This is a genomic window from Mesorhizobium ciceri WSM4083 (assembly GCF_000519305.1).
Lineage (GTDB): Bacteria > Pseudomonadota > Alphaproteobacteria > Rhizobiales > Rhizobiaceae > Mesorhizobium > Mesorhizobium ciceri_B.
The window spans coordinates 160,001-162,464 of record NZ_JAFG01000009.1; the positions used below are offsets into that span (position 1 = coordinate 160,001).

A 2,464-nucleotide genomic window follows, 5' to 3' on the forward strand; every position below is an offset into this window, starting at 1 on the left:
TGACTTGTGGCTAGGGGTGAAAGGCCAATCAAACTCGGAAATAGCTGGTTCTCCGCGAAATCTATTTAGGTAGAGCGTCGACCGAATACCCCAGGGGGTAGAGCACTGGATGGGCTAGGGGTCCTCACCGGATTACCAAACCTAACCAAACTCCGAATACCTGGGAGTACTAGTCGGCAGACACACGGCGGGTGCTAACGTCCGTCGTGAAAAGGGAAACAACCCTGACCTACAGCTAAGGTCCCCAAGTTATGGCTAAGTGGGAAAGGATGTGAGGATCCCAAAACAACCAGGATGTTGGCTTAGAAGCAGCCATCATTTAAAGAAAGCGTAACAGCTCACTGGTCTAAATAAGGGTCTTTGCGCCGAAAATGTAACGGGGCTAAAGCCATACACCGAAGCTTAGGGTTTGGTCCGCAAGGGCCAAGCGGTAGCGGAGCGTTCTGTAAGCTGATGAAGCCATACCCGTGAGGGGTGGTGGAGGTATCAGAAGTGCGAATGCTGACATGAGTAACGTAAGGGGAGTGAGAGACTCCCCCGCCGAAAGACCAAGGGTTCCTGCTTAAAGCTAATCTGAGCAGGGTTAGCCGGCCCCTAAGACGAGGCGGAAACGCGTAGTCGATGGGAACCACGTTAATATTCGTGGGCTTGGAGGTAGTGACGGATCATTGAGGTAGTCCAATCTTATCGGATTGAACGGGCTGCTGCGTGGTTCCAGGAAATAGCTCCTCCTTATAAACCGTACCCGAAACCGACACTGGTGGTCTGGTAGAGTATACCAAGGCGCTTGAGAGAACTATGCTGAAGGAACTCGGCAAATTGCACGCGTAACTTCGGAAGAAGCGTGACCCTTTTCTACGCAAGTAGAGGAGGGTGGCACAGACCAGGGGGTAGCGACTGTTTATCAAAAACACAGGGCTCTGCGAAGTCGCAAGACGACGTATAGGGTCTGACGCCTGCCCGGTGCTGGAAGGTTAAGAGGAGGGGTGCAAGCTCTGAATCGAAGCCCCAGTAAACGGCGGCCGTAACTATAACGGTCCTAAGGTAGCGAAATTCCTTGTCGGGTAAGTTCCGACCTGCACGAATGGCGTAACGACTTCCCCGCTGTCTCCAGCATAGACTCAGTGAAATTGAATTCCCCGTGAAGATGCGGGGTTCCTGCGGTTAGACGGAAAGACCCCGTGCACCTTTACTATAGCTTTACATTGGCATTCGTAGTGGCATGTGTAGGATAGGTGGTAGGCTTTGAAACCTGGGCGCCAGCTCAGGTGGAGCCACCCTTGAAATACCACCCTTATTACTATGGATGTCTAACCGCGGCCCGTTATCCGGGTCCGGGACAATGTATGGTGGGTAGTTTGACTGGGGCGGTCGCCTCCTAAAGAGTAACGGAGGCGCGCGATGGTGGGCTCAGAACGGTCGGAAATCGTTCGCTGAGTGCAATGGCATAAGCCTGCCTGACTGCGAGACTGACAAGTCGAGCAGAGACGAAAGTCGGTCATAGTGATCCGGTGGTCCCGCGTGGAAGGGCCATCGCTCAACGGATAAAAGGTACGCCGGGGATAACAGGCTGATGACCCCCAAGAGTCCATATCGACGGGGTTGTTTGGCACCTCGATGTCGACTCATCGCATCCTGGGGCTGGAGCAGGTCCCAAGGGTATGGCTGTTCGCCATTTAAAGCGGTACGTGAGTTGGGTTCAGAACGTCGTGAGACAGTTCGGTCCCTATCTGCCGTGGGTGTAGGAATATTGAAAGGATCTGTCCCTAGTACGAGAGGACCGGGATGGACGGATCTCTGGTGGACCTGTTGTGGCGCCAGCCGCATAGCAGGGTAGCTATATCCGGACGGGATAACCGCTGAAGGCATCTAAGCGGGAAACCCACCTTAAAACGAGTATTCCCTGAGAACCGTGGAAGACGACCACGTTGATAGGCCGGGTGTGGAAGAGCGGCAACGCTTGAAGCTTACCGGTACTAATAGTTCGATCGGCTTGATCGTTCTCATTCCTTATGCTCATCGCTCCAAATCGGAGGATGACAGGCACGAAAAAGACCAGCGAAACAGCTCCGACAGAGCCCCAGGCCTTGCGCCTGATGCTATGTCGCGGCCAATCGCTCAAAAAGCTTCTCGAACAACGTGCGTTTTGCCGACCTGGTGGTTATGGCGGAGCGGCTGCACCCGATCCCATTCCGAACTCGGCCGTGAAACGCTCCAGCGCTGATGGTACTTCGTCTCAAGACGCGGGAGAGTAGGTCGCTGCCAGGTCTGCCAAACGCACGTTGATCNCACATCCAAATCGGATGGAGAGAAATCTTCTCTTTATGAAATGGCCCGCCAAGGGATCACGGGCCGCGTAAGCGGCCCTTTCATTTGGTCAGCCATATACCTATCTGTAGGCCTCGGCTTACGTCCGATAAAGCAAGCAAACGCTTGCTTAGGAACGCAAGCAAGCGCTTGCTTA

Annotated in this window: 2 rRNA genes (1 of these 2 only partly in view); both read left to right on the plus strand. The window is 54.0% G+C overall.

From position 1 onward, the window contains the following. A 23S ribosomal RNA gene (locus MESCI2_RS0120360) occupies window positions 1–2,001 on the plus strand; it begins 821 nt to the left of the window's first position. A 152-nt stretch (window positions 2,002–2,153) separates the two neighbouring features. After that, a 5S ribosomal RNA gene (rrf, locus tag MESCI2_RS0120365) occupies window positions 2,154–2,268 on the plus strand. The last annotated feature ends 196 nt before the right edge of the window (window positions 2,269–2,464 follow it).